This is a genomic window from Flammeovirga sp. EKP202 (genome assembly GCF_014534745.1).
Classification (GTDB): domain Bacteria; phylum Bacteroidota; class Bacteroidia; order Cytophagales; family Flammeovirgaceae; genus Flammeovirga.
Map to the genome: position 1 here is coordinate 57,878 of NZ_JACVVP010000007.1, position 19,291 is coordinate 77,168.

Consider the following 19,291-nt stretch of genomic DNA (forward strand, 5'->3'; position numbering starts at 1 on the left):
ATAATCTTTTCAAACTATGCCTAAAATTAACAAGTTCAGAAATACTACCTTTTATGGGATGTTCAATTACAAAAGTTATCTCATAAAAAAACTAGCATTTGATTTGGTATGGATTACGATCCCTACTACAATATTATGTGCTGTCCATGAATTCAAACATTTTGATATCGGAATGAATTTTTCACTTCCAGGTTTGATGGGGGCTATATTAGGTATTTTGTTAGTTTTTAGAAATAACACGGCATATGACCGTTGGTGGGAAGCTCGAAAAGTACTTGGAGGACTTGTAAACACTTCCAGAAATTATGCTTTACAAGTTCATTCGATGCTAAGTGACAGTGATGAAAAAAAAGATTTAATGAAACTGATTGCATCTTTCCCTTTTGTATTAAAGGAACACCTTAGAGATGGAGTCGTTTTTAGTGAGATTGAGTTTATTGGTGATAAATTATTAGTTGAAGTAAAAAAATGGGATCATATTCCTAATGCTATCAATTCATACATTCAGGAGAAATTAAAGATAGCACTTAATAGAGGTGACATTACTGATTTTCAATTTTTAAAATTAATTGAAAATAGCGATGAACTGATTGACATTATGGGTAAATGCGAAAGAATTAAAAATACTCCAATGCCTGAATCTCATACATTTCTATTAAGACTCTATATTTGGGTTTATGCTATTATCATTCCATTTGGTCTAATCAATACATTAGGATGGTGGACAATTCTTGCGGTGGTAATGGTTTATTACGTAGCGATGAGTATTGTGACCATTTCAGAGGAGATCGAAGAACCGTTCGGGACAGATCCTAACGATTTACCAACTGACAAGATTGCTCAAAATATTTATAATAACATTCAAGAGATTCAATTTAAATCAACTGAATATTCAACATACAATCCATAATGGTAAAAATATATCACTTATCTACTTGCTCTACCTGCAAGAGAATTATTGAAGAAATTGGAAAAGATAAGTTTGATCTTTTTCAGGATATTAAAACCGAAAAGATCACTGAAGAACAAATTGATGAAATGCAATCACTAGTTGGATCTTATGAAGCGCTTTTTAGCAGAAGGTCAAGACAATTTAGACCTATGGGACTTCATGAAAAGGATTTATCTGAGAATGATTATAAATCGTTAATACTTCAAGAGTATTCTTTTTTAAAAAGACCTGTTATTATTGCAAATAATAAGATCTTTGTAGGTAATAGTAAAAAAGAAGTAGAAAAAGCAAAAGAAGCTTTAGGATAATGGGAAGAATTTTGGCAATTGATTACGGTACAAAAAGAACTGGTTTTGCAGTGACCGATCCTCTTAAGATCATCGCATCTTCATTGGAGACTGTTCAAACCAATGTTGCAATGCAGTACATCAAAGAATATTTAGAAAAGGAAGATGTTGAGTGTTTTGTAATGGGGCTACCTGTTGGCCTAGACGGCAAAGAAACCGACAATACAAAACCGGCACAATCATTTGCCAACAAATTGAAAAAAAACTTTCCTGATAAAATAGTACATTTTGTCGACGAAAGGTTCACTTCTAAAATGGCAGAGGCATCTATGATTGCTGGTGGCATGAAAAAGAAGGACCGAAGAGTAAAAGGAAATGTGGACAAAATAAGTGCAGCTATTATTTTACAATCTTATTTGGAACAAAATAGCATTTAGAAAATTTAGATAAGTATATGATTTATCCTGTTGTCGCTTTTGGCGACCCTGTATTAAGAAAAGTTGCAAAAGACTTTAGTGAAGAAGAATTAAAAGAAGTTGGTACGTTAGCTTCTGATATGTTTGACACAATGGAAGGTGCTCATGGTGTTGGGCTTGCTGGTCCACAAATTGGCAAAGCAAAAAGAATTTTTGTAATCGACTCTAACTTAATGATTGACGAAGAGTCAGAAGAAAAAGGTTACAGAGGAGCTTTTATCAATGCTGAGATCATTGAGGAATGGGGAGATGAATTCACTATGGAAGAAGGTTGTTTAAGTATTCCTGGTATCAATGGAGATGTTACTAGACCTTCTAACCTAAAAATCAAATACCTTGATGAAGAACTTAATGAAAGAGAAGAGGAATTCTCAGGTATGACAGCAAGAGTCATCCAACATGAGTATGATCATATTGAAGGTGTTCTATTCACTGATTACCTTACTCCAATCAAAAAGAGGTTAATCAAAAACAAACTGAATAACATCTCAAAAGGAAAAGCTCAGCATAGCTATAGAATGAGATTTCCGAAAAAATAACTAACTTTCAGCCACTCTTCGTTGAGTGGCTTTTTTATTGAATTATTTTTTGTCATGAAACTTCTAATAAATATACTCCTAATTTTAACCCTTCTCGGCTGTACTTCTAATGAAATCAATTGGTCTACACCAAACAGTCTAGATGATGATTTTATGAATCAAATCAACAAACATCGACAAGAGGTTGATTTACCTGAATTAACGTTCAACCCTATCTTTTTTGAACAAGCTAAACGCTTTGCTGCTCGCATTGCTGACAATCCACATATGAGAGAGCAATTAACCCAAGAAGAAGAAGGGTATTACAAAAACGCGATCATTGCACAAACAAAAGCCACAAACTTGCGTGGTTGCACGGGTTTCAGTTCAGGTATGAATATAGACCCTACATCAGGAGTTGTCGAATATATGTTGAGAACTTCGTGTAGAAATACAATCGAAAGTAGGAATGCAAACACAATTGGTGCTGCTGTATTTCAAAATTCCAATACTGGTGATTATTTTTACGTAACTTTTATTGGTAGATTATAAAAAATGAAACATCAAGAGAACTTTAAAATTGCCATGGTTCAACATTCTATAGACTGGATGAACCCTACTTCTAACTTTGCTACTTTAGAAGAAAAATTATGGCAAATTGATGAAAAAGATATCGACCTAGTTATTTTTCCAGAATTATTCACAACTGGATTCCATCAATCAGCAGCAGACCTTGCAGAACCTATTGGCTTAACTACTACAAAATGGCTCCTACAACAATCAAAAAGAATGAACGCTGCCATGATTGGAAGTTACCCTGTTCGACAAGACCGTAAAGTATTCAACAGGCTCCTTTTTGTAAAACCTGATGACACTTTTTCACATTACGATAAAAGGCATTTATTCAGAATGGCCTCTGAGCACATGACTTTTTCCCCTGGCGACTTTCAAGTAGTAGAAGAATGGAAAGGCTGGAGAATAAACCCTATTATTTGTTATGATTTAAGATTTCCTCTATGGTGCAGGAATACAAATAATGACTACGATATTTTATTATGTATTGCCAATTGGCCTAAACCTAGAATTGCAGCATGGCATACATTATTAGCGGCTAGAGCTATCGAAAATCTAAGCTATACAGTGGGTGTCAATAGAACAGGAGTTGATCCAAATGAGGTAGTCTACAATGGCAATTCAGCTGTTTATAATCCAAAAGGTGAAATTACAAATGAGATAAGCGAAGAAGATGACATACAAATTGTCACATTAAATTACCATCATGTTCAATCTTTAAGAGAGAAGTTCCCAACTCATCTCGACGCAGACCATTTTAATTTACATTTATAGACTTTCTGAATGGAATATATTCTTCTTCATTTAATTATTAGTTCCGTTGGTGTTATTCTGATGAGAAATGGTGCTTTGATGCTTTCAAAAGGTGCCACTGCTTTATCTACAAAATCACACTTTTCGGGACTAAGGGTTGGGCTTACAATCGTTGCATTGGGAACCTCTATACCTGAGGTTGCTGTATCATTGATTTCAACCTTTAAGAATGAAGAAACACTTGCTTTCGGTACCTTGATAGGAAGTAATACTTTTAATATTGTTTTTGGGCTAGGCCTGACTACTTTTTTTACCAGTATTAGGGTGTTTGCAAAGAGTATTTGGAGAGATTTACTTGTTGCAATATTGGGAGGTGTTTTGTTATTCGTTTTATTAAATAAACAACTCATCTTTAATATTGGAGCCAACTATCTTACTAGAACGGATGCTTTAATACTATTTAGCACCTTCGTTTTCTATTATATTATAATTTTCACCAACAAGAAGTCTAGAAGAGAAATTTCTCTTCTTAATGCACAAAAGCATTCTTCTTTTCATCAATTCAACAAACAGACAATTGTAAGAAATATTATTGTTGGTATACTAATTATTTGTGTAGGTGCATATATTGTGGTTATTGAGGCATTATTACTAAACTCTACAACACCACTAAGCTCAAGATTTATTGGTGTAAGTATAATGTCTATTTGTACCTCATTACCGGAAATCACAACTACTTTAGCAGCAATTAAAAGAAAGCGTCAAGATATTGCACTTGGTAATATCATGGGATCTTATATTATCAACTTTTTACTGACCCCTTGTCTATTAACAATCAAGGGTGAAGCCTTTTATGACTACACCCTTAATTATGATTTAATATTTTCGATATTAATCTGTACCCTTTGTATTACACTAGCATTATCAAGTAAAAATTACGTTTTGAATAAATTCACTTCGATAATTCTACTATTACTTGGGATACTATTTTATGTGACCACTTACCTAAGAGGATAGCATTCACTATTTTCTTCTTTTCTTACGACGCTTTTTACTTTTTGAAGAAGAGTTATTACTAGAAGAAGTCGTTACAGCCGTATTCGAAGGAAGTTTCACATTTTTAAAAGCATCAGGATATTTGGCCTTTACTTCTTTCATGTTTACTTTTCCCTTAGATAAAATACTCAATGTATTCATGATTACATCATCTTCTATCTGATTATTTACTTGAGCAGAATAGAAGGATTTCATCAATTTTACAATCTTAGAAAAAGCTAACTCTACATCTTCTTTTGTCTCTAATTCCAAAGCATTTTGAACCATAGCCTCCAGATTTTTACCAAAGTGTCTGAATCGGATATTACTTTGTGTATATTCAACTCTCCTTGGTTTACTGAACATCATATTTTCCTTTGGAGCAGGGTATGGAGAGTCTATATCCAATTTAAAATCAGACATCACTTGTAAGTGATCCCAGATTCTTTGTTGGCTATCATTTAATTGCTTTTGTATTGGATGAAGCTGCTTCATCAAAGCAATCAAAGTATATGCATATTGCGTCCTTAAAGACTTATCTTCCAACGAAGAAATAAATTGAACTAAACCTTCAATATTTCTCCCATACTCTTTCAGAATAATATCTGATCTACTGGTGTTATAACTATGTTCGTCGCGCATATTCTTAATTAAACTGAGTGATTTATTAATAATCACTCAGCATATTATAATTTATTCTACTGTTACTGACTTTGCCAAGTTTCTTGGTTGATCCACATTACACCCTCTCATAACAGCGATATGATAAGAAAGCAACTGTAAAGGAATACAAGAAATCATCGGCATTAATACTTCATGCGTATCAGGCACCTCAATCACGTGATCTACCATACTTGGAATTAATGCATCACCTTCAGTTACAACAGCAATTACACGCCCACTTCTAGCCTTAACTTCTTGTAAGTTAGACACTACTTTATCATAAGAGCTATCTCTAGTAGCAATAACTACTACAGGCATCTCTTCATCAATCAAAGCAATTGGACCGTGTTTCATTTCTGCCGCAGGGTAACCTTCAGCATGAATATATGAAATCTCTTTTAGCTTAAGAGCTCCTTCTAAAGCTACAGGGAAATTAAACCCTCTACCTAAATATAAGAAGTTTCTAGCATCTTTATACAATGCAGACATCTCTTTAACAGCAGCATCAACTTGTAAGACTTTCTCAATCTTAGATGGAATGCTTTCAAACTCCACTAACAAATCATGTAATTGTGCTTCTGTTAAAGATCCTTTTTCTTTTGCCAACATCAATGCCATTGTAGTAAGCACTGTTAATTGAGCAGTGAATGCTTTTGTACTGGCTACACCAATTTCTGGCCCTGCATGAGTATAAGCTCCTTCGTGAGAGTTTCTAGCAATAGATGACCCTACTACATTACAAACTCCAATTACAGTAGCTCCTTTAGACTCTGCTAAAGACATAGCTGCTAATGTGTCCGCAGTTTCCCCTGATTGAGAAATTGCAATCATCACGTCACCTTTACCGATAATTGGGTTTCTATATCTAAATTCAGATGCATATTCCACTTCAACCGGAATACGCACTAATTCTTCAATAATATATTCTGCTACCAAACCTGCGTGCCATGATGTACCACATGCAACAATTACAATACGGTTAGCATTAAGAAGGTCGTCAAAGTGATTTAAAATACCACCTAGCTTTACATGGTTTTTACGTGCAATTACACGTCCTCTTAAACAATCGGCTACAGATTTAGGCTGTTCCATGATTTCCTTCATCATGAAGTGATCATATCCACCTTTTTCTATAGCTTCTAGTTCTAATTCTAACGTTTGTAGATAAGGAGTTTGAACTACATTCTTAATGTCGGTAATTGTCATTTCACCGTCTTTAAGAAGTACTACTTCCTCATCCTTAATATAAACAACCTCTTTTGTATATTCTACAATTGGAGTAGCATCAGAAGCTAGGAAGAACTCATTCTCCCCTACACCAATTACCAATGGACTACCCTTACGAGCTGCCACTAACTGCCCTGGATTATCTTTACTTGTGATTACAATAGCGTAAGCCCCCACTACTTCATTCAAGGCAATACGAACAGCTTGATCTAAATCACAATTATTATCTTTTTGGACTTGCTCGATAAAGTGAATAAATACTTCAGTATCAGTTTCTGATTGAAATACATGTCCTTTTTCTATTAATTGAGCTTTTAGTACTTCATAGTTTTCGATGATGCCATTATGCACCATTGCTAGTTTTGAATCAGATGAATAATGAGGGTGAGCATTTACATCATTCGGAGCACCATGTGTAGCCCAACGTGTATGACCTATACCTGTTGAACCTTTAGTGTCTTGTCCTTTTAATTCGTTTTTTAAGTCTGCAACTTTCCCTTTACATTTAAAAACTTTTACATCAGAGTTTTCAACAAGGGACACACCAGCGCTATCATATCCACGATACTCAAGTCGCTCTAAGCCTTTAATAAGAATGTCTAGTGCATTTCTATGTCCTACATAACCGACAATTCCGCACATGATGTTTATAAATTTAGTGAATAATTATCAACTCCCTATTTACAGTTATAGTTAGGGTCATTGAATACAGCATAGTATACAACTAATCTCATCTTCATAGGCTGTCCATTTAATGGATGCATAAGATCATTTTCGTCTCCTGCAAAAACTAGCTTTTGAATAGAAGAAGATTGTTGACTTGGTAATATAACGAGACCATCATCATCAAGAGGTAAACCTTCGACCTCTCTAAATGTTCTTTCTTGTAAGTATTGAGCTAATTTAGCCCAAGTATATGTTTGTGTATTAGAATTATAACCAATTTGATGATTACCAGAAGATGGGAATTGAGCTTGTAATAATCTATATTGTCTAGATTCACTATCTACAGTTTGTATTGTACCATCTTCATCCATAAAACCAAAATACAATCCTGATGGTGGTGGGAGGTTTGATGCAGGGTAAACTTTATATCCATCATCTTCTGGACCAACCGCAGTAATTGCTAAATCTGCTTGGTTAATGTGCACTTCTCTTAAAGTTCCATCCTCCTTCTTCATTAAATTAGCTAAAGAAGGGAACTTAATACGAGCTACCATTCCAGTACCTTCAAAAACGAAGCCTAAATTATTAGAATCTTCAGACTTAACCACATCTCCAATATTGATGTTTTGAGTTAAAGTACCTGGTGTATATTCTATATTATTAAATCTTTGATTAAAGCCAAAATAGTATATATCTCTAAGAGTATCTTCTTCAGAATCTCCAAAATAATGCATATCCATCGTCACAACGGTCCCAAAGTTCTCTAAACTGTATTTCCCTGACCAAGCTGGAGTCTGAGTGTCTTTTACTTTAATTGCTAAACCTTTAATAGTCTCTGCGAACTCATCTTGATCAGCATATCCACCATTAGATATAATCTTGGCTCCAAATAGACTGTCTAATTGAATTTTCACTGTATCAGTTGTGATATCTGAAACTTTGAAAGTTCTTGTTCCAATTGGTGTTGCCGCATATTCAACCTCATCATTAGAGTAATATCCAATTGAATCACCTTGAATATCGTCTAATAATTCATATACTTCAAGCGTCAATTCTTGTGTAGTATCTCCGTAAAGAGTTGTTTTTTCTAATGCTAATGATAAAGAAATAGAATCTAATGTTCTATCATCAAAACTCACTGCTTCTTCAGAACCTATACTTAATTGGGTAAAAGCCATAGTCTTAGTATTACCAATTTCGGTCCCCTCATCCACATAACCTACTAAGAAATACGCTCCATTTTTAGTATAAAGCGAATCTTTATAATGTGTTTCTATTTCAATTTCGAATGTATCGGCATAACACATTACTGTTGCATCATCAATTAGGTCTCCTCCAATTATAATTGTTTGTAGATCCGTACGCTCACAAGCAATGGAAAAAATAACTACTAAAAATGAAATTGCTCTAATGTATAAGTTTCTTATATTCATCTGGAAAATTATCAGTTAAAAAGTGGGAATCTAAAACCCCTCTTTTTCCATGACAATGGATTGTTTAAAATGGTTGAAAACCTAATAAAAAATACGTGAGGACAAAAATTGCAAATATTCTTATAGCACACAAACAAAAAAGGTAGTCGATGTAAAAACGACTACCTTTTTTATATAAAAATACTTAAAAAGCTTACATTATTCAGCTAATCCAGTATAAATATCATAATAAGACTCTGCATACTCGTCACCTTCTGGTTCAGTCTCGGTTAATTTTTCTCCATATGAAGAAAGTACCTCTACTACTGAATCATCGATAGCTGGACTACCTTTGGTTACTTTATCTGCATATTCAGAACCAATTTTAATAAAGCTATTGTAATCTGCCGATGACAAATCAGATAACATTGAATCATCGATATCTAACATTTTCACTTTATTTGCCAATTGCTCATGATCAAATTTATGATCAAACTGCGTATTATAAACCGTAAATACAGTTTTCGCATTTTTGAACATTGGATCGTTCTTGTATGAAGTTTTCAAGTACAAAGGAATAAAGCTTGTAAACCAATCATTACAGTGCACTACATCTGGTGCCCATCCTAATTTCTTTACAGTTTCAATTACTCCTTTACAGAAGAATACAGCTCTATCATCATTATCAGAGAAGAATTCATCACTCTTTTTGTCTCTGAATACTGATTTTCTATGGAAATAATCTTCGTTATCTATGAAGTATACTTGTAATTTCGCACTTTGTATAGAAGCAACTTTAATTGTAAGTGGCTTTTCGTCCTCACCTACGGCAATGTTCATTCCCGAAAGTCTCACTACCTCATGCAATCTGTTCTTACGCTCATTGATCAATCCAAATCTTGGAACCATAATTCTGATTTCCATTCCTCTTTCTTGCATCGATTGAGGAAGCTTTCTCACGTAATCTGCTACCTCTGATGTTTTCAAAAATGGATTTATCTCACTTGAGACATAAAGAATTTTTAATTTCGACATATTCTACCGTATTTACACCTTTTCTACGCAAAAGTACGGAAGAACTTACTTAAATTCAACTTAAATATACTAAACTAAGGTAAATAGTTACAGTTACTTAGTAATTTATTTTCAAAAAATCAACCCCTAAAATGAACGTTTTTAACAAAGTTAGTACCTTAAAAGAATTTGTCAATAATTGCAAATTTTCAAAAAAAACGATCGGTTTTGTACCAACAATGGGTGCATTACATGAAGGGCATCTAACATTAATTCGTCAATCAAAGAAAGAAAATGACATTACAATTTGTAGTATTTTCGTCAATCCTACACAATTTAACAATGCCATTGATCTTAAACATTACCCTATCAAACACACTGAAGATAAGGCACTTCTAGAAGACGCTGAGTGCGATATTTTGTTTTTACCTTCAGTAGAAGAAATGTATCCGTCAGGAATTGAGAACAAAAATCTTGTTGGTTTTTTATTTGGAGACATCGAAAAACAATTAGAAGGAGCCTTTAGACCAGGCCACTTTAACGGTGTAGGAATTGTTGTAAGCAAGCTTTTTCATATGGTTAATCCTGATAAAGCTTACTTTGGGCTAAAAGACTTACAACAGTTTTTAATTATTAGAAAAATGACAAAAGAACTTTCTTTTGGCATAGAGGTTATTGGCGTTCCAACGGTAAGAGAAGAGGATGGGCTCGCAATGTCTTCTAGAAACTTAAGGTTGACTTCCGATGAACGAGCTAAAGCTCCTTTTATTTATGAAGTCATTAGTGAGATGAAGAATAAAATCAACCATTCACAAGCACCAAAAGAAGTTCTTGATTGGGGAATACAGAAATTCCAGAAAAACACTTCTTTCCATTTGGAATACCTCGAAATTGTCAACACTTCAGACCTAAAACCTGTAGAACCTTATCAAACACCTAATGCTTATGCAATCGTAATCGCAGCTCATTTAGGGAAAGTCAGATTAATTGATAATTTATTGATTGAATAATCGGATTAAGAATCATAAAAAAAGGGTTAGAATTTACATTCCAACCCTTTTTTTGCATTCTGAAAAATCTATTTTGAGATTTTCTCGGCATATTTTACAGCTTCATAAAGGTTTACAACCCCTCCTGTTACTGAAAGTGTTCCAAACTTCACTTTTTCAGGCTCTTGACCTTCTTCTAAGTCTCCATAACCTGGCTTGTAAACTTCTTTATCTTTTAAAGGAGTAACCGTTTTCATCAAGATTTTCTTTACTTGAGAAGCAGACAGATTTGGATAGTATGACATTAAAACTGCAGCACAACCCGCTACAACAGGACAAGCCATACTTGTACCGTTTAATGCTTCATACTCTGATCCTGGCACAGTAGAATAAATGTTATACCCTGGAGCAAATAAGTCTACATTCTTCTTCGCATAATTTGAGAAAGTGGCAGGCAACTCCTCATCAATATGCCATGTAGATGCACCTACTTCAATCCAGTTACGAGCAGTACCTCTTCTGTTATATCTATCAGTTGGGAAATTACTTTCAACGTCAGTATTCTTGTTGTCGTTACCAGCAGCATGCACCAATAAAACACCCTTAGAATCTGCATATTTAATAGCAGCGTCTACTTCAGCTTTATATGGTGAAAATGCTTTACCAAAACTCATATTAATAATTTGAGCACCGTTATCGACTGCGTAACGAATCGAGTTAGCTACATCTTTATCTCTTTCATCGCCATTAGGTACAGTTCTAACAACCATAATCTCAACGTTGTCAGCAACACCCTCTATTCCTAAGTCATTTCCTCTTACAGCACCAATAATACCAGCAACGTGAGTACCATGTAAAGCATCAGGACCTACAACTTTATTATTTCCATAATATCTTTCTTTTTTATCATCGATATTATCTCCTACGATTTCTCTAGAATTGAAATCAGGATTATAGTTATAGTCTACTTGACCTTTGAAATAATCAATACCATCTTGAATTCGAGCTTCAGTCACCCCTCTACTCATCATCTTCACTACTACTTCTTTCATACCAAGAAGTACTTGATCTTCTGTTTCCAAAGTCTCTAAAGCACCCAATAATTCTTCTTCAGAATCAAGGTCGAAATAAGCAACAAATAAAGCTTTTCCTCTTTTGTATTGATGCAGTAACATCTCATAATACTCAAGGTTTTCATTTGCCTTAGCGGATCCACTTTCGAAAGACTCTTTAACTTCTAACCAAAGTTTGAACTCTTTTTTGTCAGCTTTTGAAATTTCGTCTTCAGCTTTGCCATCAAACTTTTTGCTTAATGAACCGTACAAACGAGCTACTTCAAGGTTTTCTTCATTTACAAATGAACCGTCTTTACCACCAATGAAATTCCATCCATTAATATCATCAACATATCCATTTTTATCGTCATCCTGACCATTACCTGCTACTTCTTTTGGATTTACCCAAATTACTGATTTAAGATCTTCATGGTCAATATCAATACCACTATCAATCACTGCAACAACGACCTTCTTACTTTTCTTTCCTTTTAGAACTTCTTGGTAAGCTCTTTCTGTTCCAACACCGTAAACACTGTCAGTAGAATAATCTAAATTGAACCAATTTTCTGGTGCTCCTCTTAATGGGTCTTGAGCTGAAGCAACATTTGCTACTCCTAACTGTGCTGTAAACGCACCTGCAACTAGGATTGCTTTTAAAGTATTTCTCATTTAATTAATACTATAGAATATATAATGAAAGTTTAATGATTCTTCTTAGGCCATTGAGCGGCAAAGACTTCACGAAGAAGTAATACCAAACCAATAACCATCAAAGCGGAGAGTAATTGTCCAATTTGAATTCCTATGAAATCAAAAAGACTTGGCAATGTAACAAAAAGTGTTGCGAAAATGAAACCAAATCCCAAATCAATAAACATCTTTTCTTTATCAGAATACTCAGGAAGGTCCTTTTTCTTACAAATTGGACATTTTGATTTATCTAATCGAAGTCCATATAAAAAAATGTGTTGCCACTTGTATCTAGGACAGGTGACAACATTTTTTGTTTTATGAAATCCTTTTCGCTTTTGGCTCATAAATTACTGAATTGCGATATCTAATGATTTATCAATAGCATCTAGAATTGAAGCTAAATTCTCATCTGTTAATGCAGCAGACATAAACCAGCTTTCATATTGTGATGGTGGTAAGTAAACACCATTATCTAACATCGCATGGAAGAATTTACCAAACTTTTCAGTATCTGTAGTTTGAGCATCTGCAAAATTTTCTACTTTCTTATCAGTGAAGAAAATACAAACCATTGAACCTAACAATGTCACTTGATAAGGCAACTTCTTGGCATCTAAGATCTTTTGGATACCAGTGGCTAATTTTTCTCCGTTTTTCGCTAAATCTGTATATACCTCAGGATGTGTATTCAAGTAGTTTAACATTGTAAGACCTGCTGCCATTGCTACAGGGTTACCTGATAATGTACCAGCTTGGTAAACTGGTCCTGCAGGAGCGACATACTCCATAATCTCTTTTTTACCTCCGTAAGCCCCTACTGGCATACCTCCTCCAATAATTTTACCTAGAGTAGTCATATCAGGAGTTACACCAAACACTTCTTGAGCTCCACCTTTAGCCAATCTAAAACCAGTCATAACCTCATCAAAAATAAGGACTATGCCTTCACGATCACAAATATCTCTTAAAGCTTGTAAGTAACCATCGTTAGGAATCACCAACCCCATATTACCTGGCACTGGCTCTATAATTAAAGCTGCAATTTCTCCTTTATTTTCAGCTACTAATTTTTCAATAGCTTCCACATTATTATAAGGAGCTAACAAAGTATCTTTTGCGGTTCCGTCGGTAACACCTGGACTGTTAGGCACTCCCATTGTTACTGCACCACTTCCGGCAGCAATAAGGAATGAATCTCCATGCCCATGATAACAACCTTCAATCTTTATAAATTTATCTCTACCTGTATAACCTCTTGCAACTCTAATCGCAGACATTGTTGCTTCAGTACCTGAATTCACCATTCTCACCTTCTCAATTGAAGGCACCATCTCACAAATTAATTCTGCAATATCAATTTCCTTTGCAGTCGGTGCTCCAAAAGAAAGAGAATTATTTACGGCTTTTTGTACTGCTGCCGTGATATCAGGATGGGCATGTCCTAAAATCATTGGCCCCCATGAGTTGATCAATTCGATATATTTATTATCATTTTCGTCAATCATGTATGCTCCTTCAGCCCCTTTGATAAATAATGGAGTTCCTCCAACTGATTTAAATGCTCTAACAGGTGAATTTACGCCACCTGGAATACTATGCTGTGCTTTAGAGAATAAAGCTACACTTTTATTGTTGTCCACGATAAAAAGGTTTGATTGTTTTTCTTGTATTTATACAAAGTTAATTAAACCTTTGACAATACTAAACAATACCTTAATTAGTATGTTTACGTTGAGTTTTATTCATTAATCAGAATGTAAAATCATGCTCAATTTTAATGACTTCACTTCTGAAAACTTTGGAAAGAACAACTATTACTTCGTTTTTAGCGTTGTACTCAAAAAAAATAATTCAAGAAGTATACTTCGTTATTTTAGTTTTTGCAGTAAAATAAAAAAGAAACCCCCGAAAATCAGAGGTTCCTTCCACTTTAATAAACTAAACTAACAAACAAACTTCGATTATGAAATTAACATACATTTATTAAAATACCTAAACAATATGAGTGAAATTTCAAAAAAAATAGAATTATCTTATATCAACTTTATTTTGTTACATAACAAACGCCCAAATTCTGTTAACGATCTAATTTCAAATGAGTTAGAAGAAAATAAAACAGAGATTTTGGAGGAGTATAAAGAAATAAATAAGATAGAAACACAAATATGGGAAAGTGGAATTATGACAGCTTTCCAACATTCGGAAAATGACCCTAATTATGCTGAATATACTGTTAGAGAAAAACTACTTTCCTTCTTTTACAATTATGCTGAGGTACTAAAAAAAGAGGAGAAGTTTTATGAATATTCAGCAAACATTCATTCAATTTTTGAGTTAAGTATATTAAACGAAAGATCATCTGTATTAAAAAATGTATTTTTAAATAATGTCAATGGTATCATAAAAAGTGGCATAGAAACCGGAGAAGTTGCTGATCGTTTCTTCATCTCAGATTACTATGGCGACATCATATGGTATCAAGCTTTATTGATTATTAGATACTGTATATCTGACGAGTCTAATGAGAAAGAAAATACAGATGAAATTATTGAAAAAAGTGTAAACCTCATTATGGATTTGTTTGAACCTAATTTTACAGATTCTGCATTTCTTCTTGCTAAATTCCTATTTCAGAAATAAATATGAGTGATATAAAAAATAAAGTACAAAAAAGCATCCCTTCTACTAAAACACAACGTGTAAGTAAATTTGTAAAAGTAGGAGCAAAAGTAAGTTCAAACTATCTTAAGCACTACGCTAAAAGTGTTATCGATTCTTCTTACGATAGAAAGAAGGCATTGGATGAAGAAAATGCAAATGATGTGTACGAAGCATTGAGTGAACTAAAAGGAAGTGCCCTAAAAGTTGCTCAAATGATGAGTATGGATAAAAATATGCTTCCTCAAGCGTATACTGATCAGTTTCAGATGTCACAATACTCTGCACCACCATTATCGCTACCACTCGTTAATAAAACATTTCAAAAAGCATTTGGGAAGGCTCCGCTAGAAATTTTCGACACCTTTTCTAAAGAGGCTGTTAATGCTGCATCTATCGGTCAGGTACATCAAGCTACTTTAGGGGATAAAACTTTTGCGGTGAAGGTTCAATATCCTGGTGTAGCCGAAAGTGTTTCTTCGGATCTAAAAATGGTAAAACCTATTGCAGTAAGAATGGTTGGTCTGAATGAAAGAGATGTAGATCATTACATGGAAGAGGTTGAAAACATGTTACTTTCTGAAACAGATTACGACCTTGAACTCAAAAGATCTATTTCGATTTCTGAAGCTTGTAAAGACATTTCAAATATTCATTTTCCTTCTTATTATCCGGAATATTCTTCTAAGAAAATTTTAACGATGGATTGGTTGGAAGGAGAGCATTTGAACGAATTTATTGCAACCAACCCTTCTCAAGAGATTAGAAATCAAATAGGACAAGCGTTATGGGATTTTTATGATTTCCAAATTCATAAAATGAAAGAAGTACATGCAGATCCACACCCAGGCAACTTCTTATTCAAAGAAAATGGCACAATGGGTATCATAGATTTTGGATGTGTGAAAGTAATCCCTGATTTATTCTATGATAATTACTTTGATCTGATGAAGATTGAAAATTTAGAGAATAAAGAAAAAAGAACTCAAGTTTTCAGTAACATGAACTTCATTTATGAAAATGATAGTCTTGAAGACAGGGAGAAACTTGATAGTCTTTTCACATCAATGATTACTATCTTATCTCGCCCATTCCAACACTCTACTTTTAATTTTAGCGATGATAATTATTTCAATGAAATAGCTGCACTTGCTGATAATAAAGAAAACCAGAAATTATTAAGGAATTCAAAAAAACCTAGGGGATTAAGAGACGGACTTTATGTCAATAGAACCTATTTTGGTTTATATTCAATATTACATGATTTGAAAGCGGAAATTTCGACAAAATCGTATTTTTTCGATTAGAAAACATCCACTCGTGAATCACTGGCAATGGCTTCAGATAGGTAATCTATATACTTGCTGAAGCCAGTGTCATACTCCTGCAACAATATATATATTGACTTCAAACGAGATAGTTTATGTTCTACACTCAAACTTGTAGCTGTAGTCAATTCTTTTAGTTCTTCAATTAACTCCTTATGTTCTTTTGGATCAAAATACTTTTTAGTCACTTGATCCTTGATAAGATATTTCTTTAATGTATTAATGAGGTCGTTTCTATCCAATGGCTTTGTCAAGTAATCGTTGATACCAACAGCGAAAGCATGGAACCTTCTATCCCAATAAGCATCAGCACTTAATGCTACAATTGGAGTTGTCACATTTAATTCTTGACGCAATTTTTCAGCTGTTTCAATCCCACCTAAAATAGGCATATGTAAATCCATTAGAATTAAATCACATTCAGATTCTTTAATATACTTAATGGCTTCTTCCCCATTCTCCGCAATATCACAATTCAATGAAAGCTGTTTAAAAAGTGCCTTCATCATAAACTGATTCATTTTATTGTCCTCCACAATCAGAACTTTCGAATCTGCATCAAATGCTACTTCTGCTTCTCTCCCATTTTCCTCTAAAATCTCGTTTCTATCCCCCTCAATAATTGGTAATTGTACAATGAACGTCGCCCCTTCTCCCTCAATACTGTAAACTCTTATCTGCCCTTTAAGCATCTCGACAAGCTTTTTAGAGATCGCTAATCCTAAACCTGTACCACCATACTCTCTAGTTACAGAATTATCAGCTTGTTCAAAAGAATCAAAGATGACATCAATTCTATCTTCTGATATACCTATACCTTGATCATGAACAGATAATTGAAGGCATTCTGAGTTTGCTGAAACAATTATTTTTATCTCTGTTTTCTCTTTCGTAAACTTGATTGCATTGGTCAATAAGTTTGTCAAAACCTGTCTGAATTTTGTAGAATCTGTCACAAAATGTGTCGGTACATTATCACTAACCTCAGTATGAATCACAACTTCTTTTTCATGTGCCGAAGGAGTATGTATTTTGACCACTAAATTGATAAAACTTCTTATATCAATTCTTTCATGGAAAATTTGCATTTTACCAGCATCAATTCTGGAGTAATCAAGAATATTATTGATTAATTCTGAAAGGTATTCCCCGTTAAAATATATATATCGAAGTTGTTCAATAAATTCTTCAGAAAGGTTTTCAGAAAACGATTTACGATAGAGTACGTTACTTAATCCTATTATTGCATTAAGAGGTGATCTAATCTCGTGTGAGATATTGGCCAAGAACATACTTTTTGCTTTATTTGATTTTTCAGCAGCATTTCTAGCCTCCTTTAATTCAAATTCTACTTTTTTCTGTTGAGTTAAATTCCAGCACACCCCATGCATCTCATAGTTTCCATTCTGCATTCTAGATTTACCATAGATTTGTATGTATTGCACACCTCTTACACTATGATTGATTTTTGCAGAAATGTTAACATTATGAAGCTGTCCTAAAAAAATCTTATGGAATAATGAGATTATTTTCAGTCGTTCTTCCCTTACAACTGTGGCTAAAAATGTTTTCAATGGAGTTGGAGTGGGTGCGTCACTTATCCCTAATATTCTACTTATTTTCTTATCCCAAGTAAAACCCTCTTCCGGGGTAAAAGACCAAGCACCAATTTTGGCTGCATTTAATGCTAGATCTAATTTCAGCTTCTGTTGATTGAGCTCAAATGTTCTTTCTTTTACCTTTTGCTCTAGTGAACTATTAAGCTGCTTGATTTGAAGTTCATGCTTCCACTTTTCAGTAATATCTAAATTATATACAGCAATAGCGTAGATTTCATCATTGACATTTACAAGTGGTGAAAAAACAGACTGTATAAAAATATTATTATCGAACTGAAATTCTGTTTCAAAGATTTCTTTTTGATGAAAAGCTCTTTTAAAATGAGGGCTATAATATTCGAAAAGCTTTGAATAGGGCTCACTATTTAAATAGTCATCTTCCTTTATGTCAATATGTAATAGGTTTTTTATGAGGTCACCAAACTTAGTATTGTAGGAGGTGATCTTAAAATCAGTATCGATTGAAAATATATAACTTTTCGCACTTTCAATCAGAACTTTTGTTTGTTGATGGGCTTCAATTAATGCCTGTTCAGCGGCATACTTTTCAGTAATATTATCAATAAATACGATATCTTGAAGGTTTTTTTCGTCCCCGATTGTCTCCTTCCTTAGGTTAAACACTCTTTCTAGCTTAGGGAATTTTACAATCTGTTCTCTTTCTGTAATATCAAGTTCACCAATACCAAAAAGCTCTTCAAAAGACATCCCCAGTAAATCATGTGTCTCAAGCCCCAATTGATGAGTAGCAGTATCATTGGCATCAATGATGGTATTGTCTTTAATAATTAATGCCCCTAAGTAATTATAATGAAATAGTTGTTTGTACTTCCTCTCACTTCTTTTAAGGTTTTCTTGAGAAAGTATATATTCGGTTACATTTCTCACCACCACTGAAACTCCTACAACATCATCTCTACTAAAAATTGGGCTGTAAGTCGCTTCAAAATGGGCTCTGGTAAAGTTTTGTTCATCTCCGTAGGAACGAATTACAGAATATTTCTCACCTTCCAACGCTCTCTTTATGTCGTTTTCTGCCACATCAGCATCATTCTTGACTCTCATATAATCAAGAATATTTTTCCCGATTTCTATCCGTTTCCCATAAACAGAATACATCGTTTCCATATGGGCATTATTAAAAGCAAGATAGTTATAGGATTTATCAACCGAAAAGACAACATCTGAAGAATGCTCCATCAAGAGATTAAGCATTCTAAAGTTTCGTATACCATTGGCAATAGTTTTCTTTTGCCTAGCCACCAAACGAACATACATTGATATTAATATGGTTACTAAGCCAGTAAAGAAGGTAATAAGAATCGCAAAAAGGAAAGAGTTGATAAACATAAAAGGGCTTTATCTGCTAG

The 19,291-nt window shown here is 33.9% G+C and carries 18 protein-coding genes; 10 read left to right on the forward strand and 8 right to left on the reverse strand.

Annotation, left to right across the window (positions count from 1 at the left end):
- Window positions 1-16: 16 nt before the first annotated feature.
- The 7 genes from IC221_RS05775 to IC221_RS05805 are packed head-to-tail and all read left to right on the forward strand — an operon-like array spanning window position 17 to window position 4,576.
- On the forward strand, window positions 17-910 hold the full coding sequence (locus IC221_RS05775) for a bestrophin family protein (RefSeq protein ID WP_188168058.1): 894 nt from the start codon (window positions 17-19) through the stop codon (window positions 908-910).
- Window positions 910-1,260 carry an arsenate reductase family protein gene (locus IC221_RS05780; protein ID WP_044213026.1) on the forward strand — a complete coding sequence of 117 codons (351 nt, stop codon included), beginning with the start codon at window positions 910-912 and terminating at the stop codon, window positions 1,258-1,260. The genes IC221_RS05775 and IC221_RS05780 overlap by 1 nt, the downstream gene beginning before the upstream one ends.
- Window positions 1,260-1,676, forward strand: coding sequence for a Holliday junction resolvase RuvX (gene ruvX, locus IC221_RS05785; protein ID WP_044213028.1), 417 nt, complete (start codon window positions 1,260-1,262; stop codon window positions 1,674-1,676). Before IC221_RS05780 ends, ruvX begins: the two co-directional genes overlap by 1 nt.
- Window positions 1,677-1,693: 17 nt before the next feature.
- Window positions 1,694-2,254, forward strand: coding sequence for a peptide deformylase (gene def / locus IC221_RS05790; protein WP_188168059.1), 561 nt, complete (start codon window positions 1,694-1,696; stop codon window positions 2,252-2,254).
- Window positions 2,255-2,308: 54 nt separating this feature from the next.
- A complete protein-coding gene (locus IC221_RS05795; RefSeq protein WP_188168060.1) occupies window positions 2,309-2,785 on the forward strand; it encodes a hypothetical protein in 477 nt (158 codons plus the stop codon).
- A 3-nt stretch (window positions 2,786-2,788) separates the two neighbouring features.
- A complete protein-coding gene (locus IC221_RS05800) occupies window positions 2,789-3,580 on the forward strand; it encodes an amidohydrolase (protein WP_188168061.1) in 792 nt (263 codons plus the stop codon).
- 9 nt (window positions 3,581-3,589) lie between these two features.
- The gene (locus IC221_RS05805) at window positions 3,590-4,576 is read left to right on the forward strand and encodes a sodium:calcium antiporter (RefSeq protein WP_188168062.1); all 987 of its coding nucleotides are present in this window, start codon (window positions 3,590-3,592) and stop codon (window positions 4,574-4,576) included.
- 6 nt (window positions 4,577-4,582) lie between these two features.
- Here IC221_RS05805 and IC221_RS05810 read toward each other — a convergent pair whose 3' ends face one another.
- The 4 genes from IC221_RS05810 to IC221_RS05825 form a co-directional block, all read right to left on the reverse strand.
- Window positions 4,583-5,236: a DUF4290 domain-containing protein gene (locus IC221_RS05810; protein ID WP_188168063.1), complete on the reverse strand. Its 654-nt coding sequence runs from the start codon at window positions 5,234-5,236 to the stop codon at window positions 4,583-4,585.
- A 51-nt stretch (window positions 5,237-5,287) separates the two neighbouring features.
- Window positions 5,288-7,126, reverse strand: a complete 1,839-nt coding sequence (gene glmS, locus IC221_RS05815; protein WP_188168064.1) for a glutamine--fructose-6-phosphate transaminase (isomerizing) — start codon at window positions 7,124-7,126, stop codon at window positions 5,288-5,290.
- A 35-nt stretch (window positions 7,127-7,161) separates the two neighbouring features.
- Window positions 7,162-8,583, reverse strand: coding sequence for a DUF4270 family protein (locus tag IC221_RS05820; protein WP_188168065.1), 1,422 nt, complete (start codon window positions 8,581-8,583; stop codon window positions 7,162-7,164).
- Between the two features lie 198 nt (window positions 8,584-8,781).
- Complete coding sequence (locus IC221_RS05825) at window positions 8,782-9,597, reverse strand: glycogen/starch synthase (protein WP_188168066.1); 816 nt, start codon at window positions 9,595-9,597, stop codon at window positions 8,782-8,784.
- Between the two features lie 131 nt (window positions 9,598-9,728).
- On the opposite strand from IC221_RS05825, the gene panC reads away from it, so the two are divergent.
- A complete protein-coding gene (panC, locus tag IC221_RS05830) occupies window positions 9,729-10,586 on the forward strand; it encodes a pantoate--beta-alanine ligase (protein WP_188168067.1) in 858 nt (285 codons plus the stop codon).
- Window positions 10,587-10,654: 68 nt separating this feature from the next.
- Here panC and IC221_RS05835 read toward each other — a convergent pair whose 3' ends face one another.
- The 3 genes from IC221_RS05835 to hemL are packed head-to-tail and all read right to left on the reverse strand — an operon-like array spanning window position 10,655 to window position 13,956.
- Window positions 10,655-12,292, reverse strand: a complete 1,638-nt coding sequence (locus IC221_RS05835; protein WP_188168068.1) for a S8 family peptidase — start codon at window positions 12,290-12,292, stop codon at window positions 10,655-10,657.
- Window positions 12,293-12,324: 32 nt separating this feature from the next.
- On the reverse strand, window positions 12,325-12,660 hold the full coding sequence (locus tag IC221_RS05840; protein WP_188168069.1) for a hypothetical protein: 336 nt from the start codon (window positions 12,658-12,660) through the stop codon (window positions 12,325-12,327).
- 3 nt (window positions 12,661-12,663) lie between these two features.
- On the reverse strand, window positions 12,664-13,956 hold the full coding sequence (gene hemL, locus IC221_RS05845; RefSeq protein ID WP_188168070.1) for a glutamate-1-semialdehyde 2,1-aminomutase: 1,293 nt from the start codon (window positions 13,954-13,956) through the stop codon (window positions 12,664-12,666).
- A gap of 361 nt (window positions 13,957-14,317) precedes the next feature.
- Between hemL and IC221_RS05850 the strand changes: the two genes are divergently transcribed.
- Both IC221_RS05850 and IC221_RS05855 read left to right on the forward strand, forming a co-directional pair.
- On the forward strand, window positions 14,318-14,956 hold the full coding sequence (locus IC221_RS05850) for a hypothetical protein (protein WP_188168071.1): 639 nt from the start codon (window positions 14,318-14,320) through the stop codon (window positions 14,954-14,956).
- 2 nt (window positions 14,957-14,958) lie between these two features.
- Window positions 14,959-16,281 carry an AarF/ABC1/UbiB kinase family protein gene (locus tag IC221_RS05855; RefSeq protein ID WP_188168072.1) on the forward strand — a complete coding sequence of 441 codons (1,323 nt, stop codon included), beginning with the start codon at window positions 14,959-14,961 and terminating at the stop codon, window positions 16,279-16,281.
- Here the strand turns inward: IC221_RS05855 and IC221_RS05860 are convergent.
- On the reverse strand, window positions 16,278-19,271 hold the full coding sequence (locus IC221_RS05860; RefSeq protein WP_188168073.1) for an ATP-binding protein: 2,994 nt from the start codon (window positions 19,269-19,271) through the stop codon (window positions 16,278-16,280). The genes IC221_RS05855 and IC221_RS05860 overlap by 4 nt on opposite strands.
- Window positions 19,272-19,291 lie beyond the last annotated feature (20 nt).

Coding starts and splice junctions, on each gene's coding strand:
- IC221_RS05840 (WP_188168069.1), bottom strand. CDS start 12,660: ATGAGCCAAAAGCGAAAAGGATTTCATAAAACAAAAAATGTTGTCACC.
- IC221_RS05820 (WP_188168065.1), bottom strand. CDS start 8,583: ATGAATATAAGAAACTTATACATTAGAGCAATTTCATTTTTAGTAGTT.
- IC221_RS05860 (WP_188168073.1), bottom strand. CDS start 19,271: ATGTTTATCAACTCTTTCCTTTTTGCGATTCTTATTACCTTCTTTACT.
- IC221_RS05810 (WP_188168063.1), bottom strand. CDS start 5,236: ATGCGCGACGAACATAGTTATAACACCAGTAGATCAGATATTATTCTG.
- IC221_RS05800 (WP_188168061.1), top strand. CDS start 2,789: ATGAAACATCAAGAGAACTTTAAAATTGCCATGGTTCAACATTCTATA.
- IC221_RS05855 (WP_188168072.1), top strand. CDS start 14,959: ATGAGTGATATAAAAAATAAAGTACAAAAAAGCATCCCTTCTACTAAA.
- glmS (WP_188168064.1), bottom strand. CDS start 7,126: ATGTGCGGAATTGTCGGTTATGTAGGACATAGAAATGCACTAGACATT.
- IC221_RS05835 (WP_188168068.1), bottom strand. CDS start 12,292: ATGAGAAATACTTTAAAAGCAATCCTAGTTGCAGGTGCGTTTACAGCA.
- IC221_RS05780 (WP_044213026.1), top strand. CDS start 910: ATGGTAAAAATATATCACTTATCTACTTGCTCTACCTGCAAGAGAATT.
- IC221_RS05805 (WP_188168062.1), top strand. CDS start 3,590: ATGGAATATATTCTTCTTCATTTAATTATTAGTTCCGTTGGTGTTATT.
- ruvX (WP_044213028.1), top strand. CDS start 1,260: ATGGGAAGAATTTTGGCAATTGATTACGGTACAAAAAGAACTGGTTTT.
- IC221_RS05850 (WP_188168071.1), top strand. CDS start 14,318: ATGAGTGAAATTTCAAAAAAAATAGAATTATCTTATATCAACTTTATT.
- IC221_RS05775 (WP_188168058.1), top strand. CDS start 17: ATGCCTAAAATTAACAAGTTCAGAAATACTACCTTTTATGGGATGTTC.
- IC221_RS05795 (WP_188168060.1), top strand. CDS start 2,309: ATGAAACTTCTAATAAATATACTCCTAATTTTAACCCTTCTCGGCTGT.
- def (WP_188168059.1), top strand. CDS start 1,694: ATGATTTATCCTGTTGTCGCTTTTGGCGACCCTGTATTAAGAAAAGTT.
- IC221_RS05825 (WP_188168066.1), bottom strand. CDS start 9,597: ATGTCGAAATTAAAAATTCTTTATGTCTCAAGTGAGATAAATCCATTT.
- panC (WP_188168067.1), top strand. CDS start 9,729: ATGAACGTTTTTAACAAAGTTAGTACCTTAAAAGAATTTGTCAATAAT.